We start from the raw sequence: 5,272 nt of genomic DNA, 5'->3' as shown, positions 1-5,272 counted from the left end.
ACCATCACGAAGCACGAGAGCAGGGGCAGGACGGTTGGCCATGCCCCATGATTTCAGAACACCAACCATCTAGTTATTTACGACACGCGGCACTAGCGCTTCGCCGTTCCGCCGATGCCTTCCAAGCGGGGTTTGTGGTGGTGCCATGGCATCTGCCACCCCTTGCTGCACCGGCTCCGACGGTACGCCCGGTTGCCGACAGTCGGGAATACCGGCTCGCACAGAAGGGGTCCGCCCCCGCTCCGGTCGGCTTCTGAGGCGAGCCGCTTGGGGCACGCGGTCGATCTTCGGGTAGGCGAATTGCCGAATTCGCCCTCAGGCCCCCGACCTGCGATCGACACTGTGCCCATGAATGAGCCGTCGCCTCACCAGGACAACGATGCAACCAAGCGCTGTCCGTTCTGCGCCAGCGACATCCGAGTGCAAGCGGTCGTGTGCCCCTTCTGTCGACGCGACCTTCCGTCGACGGCATCGAGTCTCCACGACGCCCTACCAGCGACCGCGGGCACAGCTCCGCGTCCGCGAGGTCCGGCAGCCAGCACGAGGGGGCCCCTGGTCATGCTCGTCTCGGCCAGCGTGGTCATCGTCCTGGCTGCCGGTGCAGCGATCTTCACACTCACCGGCAGGCACTCAAGCACCCGAAACCCAGTCCATACGTTGCGCGGAACGCTCCTGGTCGACGCGGTGTATCCGAGCTCGGATCACGAATGGTGCGGCCAGATCCTGAGTGCTGGGGAAGCTCTCGACCAGATGGACAAGATGCTGACAAGGAACCGTTCGCAGCCCTGCTCAGCCGGTCCGGGCGGCGGCTACGACGACATCCGCGACGGCGCGGACGTCACCGTCTACGACGCCTCAGGAAAGATCCTCGCGACCGGCCAACTCAGCGGCGGCACAGCCGATGAGCATGGCGTCGAGTTCTCTTGGACGGTCGAGAACGTCCCGGAGCAGCCCGTGATCCAGGTCGAGGTCTCGCACCGGGGCAAACTCAACTACACGCTGGATCGTCTCAAGGCGGACAACTGGTCCGTCGCCAACCAGCTCGGCGGATAGGAACGGGTCAACGCAATGCGAGGACTCGCCGTAGGTCGGACCCGCGACCGGGGGCGAGCCGGATGTCGTCGACGCTCGCCGGGAAGGGATGGCGTTGGACCTCCCCGCGGCCCGAGCGGCAATGAGTGCCGTCCCGTCGTGATCGGTCAGGCCGCTGCCCGCGGCGATCCGCTGCGGAGGCCGGGTAGCAACGAAGATCATCACGACTCCCATTAGGGTTCTTGCGTGCGCACCCGAACGCATTCCTTACGCGGATGGGATGCCGCCACTCAGCGCGTTGTCGAGTCGAAGTGGCTGGTTCCCTCGGCGGTACCGGTCGGGTCCGTGATCGGCACTTTCTTCATCACGCTCGGCCAAGACTTCCACGGATGGGACTGGGCGTGGGCACTCGGCGGACTGGCCCTGTGTCTGGCATCGGCATTCCTTCTCGTCGTGCGCGAGGTTGGTACGGCGGCCCGCGCGGCGGCCTCTGAACTCGAGGCGGGCCGTCTCCATGTCGCAATGAAGGACGCCTTGCAGCCAGTCGCCGAACTCATTGCGGCAATGCCGGCGAAGACGAAGCGTCAACGCGAGGCCGAGGTGAAGAACGTGGCGACGCAGGCCGTTGGGGCACTCACCTTGCTACTCAAGGATGTGAACCGGTTGCGGGCGGTTGTTTATCAACTCGACCCCAGCGGGATGTCGGCAGTGGCCTACGCCGGTCGCGGCGACAAGCCCTCACCCTTTCTGTCGGGCACCGCCCGTGGCGACTATGCGCTCCAGATGGTGGCGGCGGGCGGTGACTGGTTCGAGCCCGACACGGCCGAGGCCACCAACGTCGCGTACGCAGGCAGCGGCTCCGGTTATCATGCCTATATCTCCGCTTCCATCCGCACCGACGCAGACGCATTCGGCATGGTCACTGTGGATGCGCCCGAGGCGGGCGACCTCGTCGACACCGACCGCCAAATCGTCCTCCTGGTCGCGGACCTCCTGGCAATCGCGTACGCAGAGGCAGACAGGCCCTAGGCAAGTTGTTGTGTCGGACCAATAGGACACCGTGCTAGTACCATGGACCGCGACGGCGAGGAGGACGCTGTGACGAAGATTCGCCTCAAGGAGACGACACCACGCAAGGTCGCGGACGTGACGTCGCCTGCCGCGGTGCAGCGCATCTGGGCTGAAGCCGCGAAAGCAGTGCGCAAGGAATCGATCGTCGTTCAGCGACGCCGGAAGCGGGCCATCGCCAGCTGATCCACCGCAACATTCTTACTGGGTGTGTCCCATTTCGCGGCTGAGTGAGGGGCCCGGAAAGACCCACGCTCATGTCGATGTGAGGATGCCACTAGCCGTAGAGGGGTGGCCCCGCAGTGTCGGCCGCGTCGGCCGCGTCGGCCAGCCAAGCGGCGAAGCCGCGTGCCTCATCCGGGTTGAGCAGCAGGGTCGCACTGAGTCCACCACCCTCGATCGGCGTGAAAAAGCCATCGGGAACCCTGACGGTGAAGGTGACGCCACCACGTTCACCGTCGCCGACCGGAAACGCGGCAGCGCGCACCATGCCACCTCCGCCCGAGAGAACGCCGCCCTGGTCTTCCCACACGGTCCGTGGCTGAGTCATGAAGCGACCCTAGGGGACCCCTTACGGATTCGTCCGCTCATGGCATCCCGCGCGGTCACGCTGCGGCTGGAAGTGCGCGCCGGGGAGCCTGAGCACGCGACAGGTGGCGCAGGGTGGTGGCGATGCACGCGACCTGGAGCCAGCCGGTCGCGGAGGTGGTGGTGTTCTCAAACGACTTCGCGAGTCGCCGGGAGCGGCCGAGCCGTCCGCGCGCGACCTCGACCCGCCAGGCGTGCCGGATGGGACGGAACACCGGCTGCTTGTCGTCCCACCCGACGCGGCGCAGCTCGAGGCCATGCTGACGGCCCAGCGTGTCCGCGGCAGCCGCGGTGACGCCACGGTCCACGAGGACCGGGTCCAGCCGGCCGACGACGCCCTGGTTGGTGAGGTGCTCCAGCATCAGCTCAGTCGTCCGGTTCTCGTGGGTCGAGGCCCCGGCAACTACACGGTCAAGGCCAAGGTCACCAAGGGACGCCGATCATCACGGTCAAGCCGAACTCCGCCGCTCCGGAGGAGGGTGCCGGCGCCGGCACCGTCGAGAACGTCTCCGTGACGATCTCGGACGCCGCCAAGACCGCGCAGATCGTGGCCTCGCAGCCGCGTCAGGCGACCGGTCGCCCCGAGCTCACCGAGGCCGCCATCGTGGTCTCCGGTGGTCGTGGCACCGGCGGTGACTTCACCGCGGTCGAGGCCCTCGCCGACGCCCTCGGTGCCGCCGTGGGCGCCTCGCGTGCCGCCGTCGACCAAGACGGTCTCGCCGCAGCCGTACGTCGCCAACGGCATCTCCGGTGCGATCCAGCACCGCGCCGGCATGCAGACCTCGAAGACCATCGTGGCCGTCAACAAGGACGAGGAGGCCCCGATCTTCGAGCTCGTGGACTTCGGCGTCGTGGGCGACCTGCACACGGTGCTCCCGAAGGTCACCGAGGGCATCAACACCACGAGGCATTGATGACACTCGGCCGTCGCGGCAACCACTTCAGCGATTGGTACCCATCTGATCAACAGTCATCATGCCCGAGTTCGGCGCCAAGTAGTCCCGCGAGGAGCGGCGACTGCGTGAGGACTTCGTCCTGTCCAGCGCCGAGACGGAGTCCAGATCAAGTGAGCAAACTCGGGCGTTGGCTCTGTCCTGGTCACGGACACGCAAGCAAGCATCCTGGAGCCGCCCGACTGTCGGCGCTTCCGCCTAGAGTGCGCGACCATGGCGAATGCTCGGATCTCATCTGCTCGTCGCGGCCGGCGTAAGAGCGCGGTGCGAGTTGCCGACCGACCAGACCTCCTGGCATCTCACGTCATCAGCCTGTTTCGTGGCGACTTCCTGTTTCCCGAAGGGCGCCATGGTGGATCACGACGCGGTGCAATCGCCGTCCAACTCACGTACGCCGCCGTTGCGGCGATCGGGTCCGCGTGGCTCATCGCTCATCCCGGCCGATTCGGCTACCGCCTGGTCGGAAGCGTTCCGCTCGCCTCAAGTGCCGGAGTCGCATTCATCCTCGCCATCCTGACAACCGCTGCCAGTACAGGACGGCCCCAACTGATGGCGATGTGTGTTCGCTGGGGACGTCGCGCCGCCGCCGTGTACGAGTATGCCGCGACCGGTCTGGTGGCCGCTTGCTCAGCAACGGGCATCGGACTCGCGCTGTACGCTGCGCATCTTGACGCCCACGCAGATACACGGCTAGTTCGCGGCGACGCCTTCGCGTTCGCGTACATGGCAGGGGGGCTGAGCATCGGCGCCGCGGCATCGATCACACGACCGCTGTTCAGCGTTGTCCGCGGCCGCCCGAGAACCGTCGCGCACGTGCTGGCCGCATCAGCACACGTGCTCGTAGGGGTCGCGCTGTTCGGCACGCTGGCAGAACTGGTGATCCCAGGCACCTCGACCTGGGTCACCGTCGCCGTCACCCTGACCCTGACCGGCATCGGTTGGCAGATCGCTCGCTTCACAAGCGCCGAACACACGTTACGCCGACTCCTTGATGCGGCGACCGCTCTCCGGTCAGCCAGCGCTCGTGGCGATGACCTGGTCGGGCCACTCGCCGAACTCGAGAACGCTTGTCTGCGCCGCACGCTAGGACGCGAACTCATCGTCGAACCTGAAGTCCAGATGGTGCTGCGCGCCTGCATTGAACGGCTCGCGCCGGAAGAACGCCGCGTCCGCCGTCATGGCACCGCCATGGCCGACCTGGACGCGGCATTCGCGGGAATGACGGACGAATCCATGCGTACAGAGGTCGCGAAGTTCGCGGCGGCCATCAGGCAGACCATCGTCCTCAAAGTACCGCTCGTCGAAGGTCACATCTGGGCCGTGCCGTTGACGGAGTCCCCAGCCCCCGAGCGACCGGCGCATGCACGATATCGGTCGAGAGCGACCTGAATGCACGAATCGCGGGCGAGATGACCGGCTGGCCCCCGTGGGGTGCGCGCCGCACTTCACGACCCTCGATTGGACCTCCGCGCGTACAGTCACGCTCCTCCCAGTCACGCGTCTCACCGAACGTGAGGCACATCGCCTGGCACCACGGCAGGAGAGTCCCCTGTGGTGGTGGGGTTTGAGGTCCAGCGGCGGGGCTGCGTGAAGTAGGCGGCCATCGGCGGGATCTTCGGTGTGAACGGCGA

6 protein-coding genes and 1 pseudogene are annotated in these 5,272 nt (G+C 66.5%); 5 read left to right on the top strand and 2 right to left on the bottom strand.

Going from position 1 to position 5,272, the window contains the following annotated elements; genetic code table 11:
• The first annotated feature begins 558 nt into the window (after positions 1–558).
• The 3 genes from ACYVAQ_RS23245 to ACYVAQ_RS23235 all read left to right on the top strand — a co-directional run bounded on the left by ACYVAQ_RS23245 (position 559) and on the right by ACYVAQ_RS23235 (position 2,286).
• Positions 559–1,053: a hypothetical protein gene (locus tag ACYVAQ_RS23245; protein WP_460792988.1), complete on the top strand. Its 495-nt coding sequence runs from the start codon at positions 559–561 to the stop codon at positions 1,051–1,053.
• Between the two features lie 225 nt (positions 1,054–1,278).
• Positions 1,279–2,061, top strand: coding sequence for a GAF domain-containing protein (locus ACYVAQ_RS23240; RefSeq protein ID WP_460792987.1), 783 nt, complete (start codon positions 1,279–1,281; stop codon positions 2,059–2,061).
• A gap of 69 nt (positions 2,062–2,130) precedes the next feature.
• Positions 2,131–2,286 carry a hypothetical protein gene (locus ACYVAQ_RS23235; protein ID WP_460792986.1) on the top strand — a complete coding sequence of 52 codons (156 nt, stop codon included), beginning with the start codon at positions 2,131–2,133 and terminating at the stop codon, positions 2,284–2,286.
• A 91-nt stretch (positions 2,287–2,377) separates the two neighbouring features.
• Here ACYVAQ_RS23235 and ACYVAQ_RS23230 read toward each other — a convergent pair whose 3' ends face one another.
• Both ACYVAQ_RS23230 and ACYVAQ_RS23225 read right to left on the bottom strand, forming a co-directional pair.
• On the bottom strand, positions 2,378–2,650 hold the full coding sequence (locus ACYVAQ_RS23230) for a hypothetical protein (protein ID WP_460792985.1): 273 nt from the start codon (positions 2,648–2,650) through the stop codon (positions 2,378–2,380).
• Between the two features lie 55 nt (positions 2,651–2,705).
• A complete protein-coding gene (locus ACYVAQ_RS23225) occupies positions 2,706–3,050 on the bottom strand; it encodes a hypothetical protein (protein WP_460792984.1) in 345 nt (114 codons plus the stop codon).
• A gap of 36 nt (positions 3,051–3,086) precedes the next feature.
• On the opposite strand from ACYVAQ_RS23225, the pseudogene ACYVAQ_RS23220 reads away from it, so the two are divergent.
• Both ACYVAQ_RS23220 and ACYVAQ_RS23215 read left to right on the top strand, forming a co-directional pair.
• Positions 3,087–3,602: pseudogene (locus ACYVAQ_RS23220) on the top strand (electron transfer flavoprotein subunit alpha/FixB family protein); the annotation flags it as partial.
• A 252-nt stretch (positions 3,603–3,854) separates the two neighbouring features.
• Entirely contained in the window at positions 3,855–5,030 is a 1,176-nt protein-coding gene (locus tag ACYVAQ_RS23215) for a hypothetical protein (protein WP_460792983.1), read from the top strand.
• Positions 5,031–5,272 lie beyond the last annotated feature (242 nt).

Source organism: Nocardioides maradonensis (assembly GCF_054777115.1).
This window is presented reverse-complemented; position numbering and strand designations above follow the sequence as displayed.